The organism is Colwellia marinimaniae (assembly GCF_002207865.1).
In the GTDB taxonomy this organism is placed as follows: Bacteria; Pseudomonadota; Gammaproteobacteria; order Enterobacterales; family Alteromonadaceae; genus Colwellia; species Colwellia marinimaniae.
The window spans coordinates 1-535 of record NZ_BDQM01000114.1 but is presented as its reverse complement, the minus strand read 5'-3'; the positions used below and the strand labels follow the sequence as shown (position 1 = coordinate 535).

Genomic DNA, 535 nt, shown 5'->3' with positions numbered 1-535 from the left:
TATATACCCATGTTACTTCAAGATGCAGGATTCAGCTGGAATTAGAAACGCCTTTAGGTAAGGCATTGATTGAAGAAAATAGTTATTCTATTGTCGAAATCAATAACGCAACATAAAGCGTTGCTAAACCAGCCCTTTGGGGATGCCTGAACAAATAATGCTCATCGTTGACTCTATTTTTAAGGGAATAACCCTTAATAAAAAGAGGCGCCTTGATCATGAATCGCTCAGGTATCCTGAAACACGCATTTTGAGGTATCATGGGTATATACCCATGTTACTTCAAGATGCAGGATTCAGCTGGAATTAGAAACGCCTTTAGGTAAGGCATTGATTGAAGAAAATAGTTATTCTATTGTCGAAATCAATAACGCAACATAAAGCGTTGCTAAACCAGCCCTTTGGGGATGCCTGAACAAATAATGCTCATCGTTGACTCTATTTTTAAGGGAATAACCCTTAATAAAAAGAGGCGCCTTGATCATGAATCGCTCAGGTATCCTGAAACACGCATTTTGAGGTATCATGGGTATAT

At 38.5% G+C, this 535-nt stretch carries 1 protein-coding gene; it reads right to left on the bottom strand.

The annotated features are described in order from the left end of the window. Positions 1-347: 347 nt before the first annotated feature. Positions 348-535, bottom strand: a 188-nt coding sequence (locus MTCD1_RS21880; RefSeq protein WP_088569001.1) for a hypothetical protein, incomplete at its 5' end; no start/stop codon positions are given.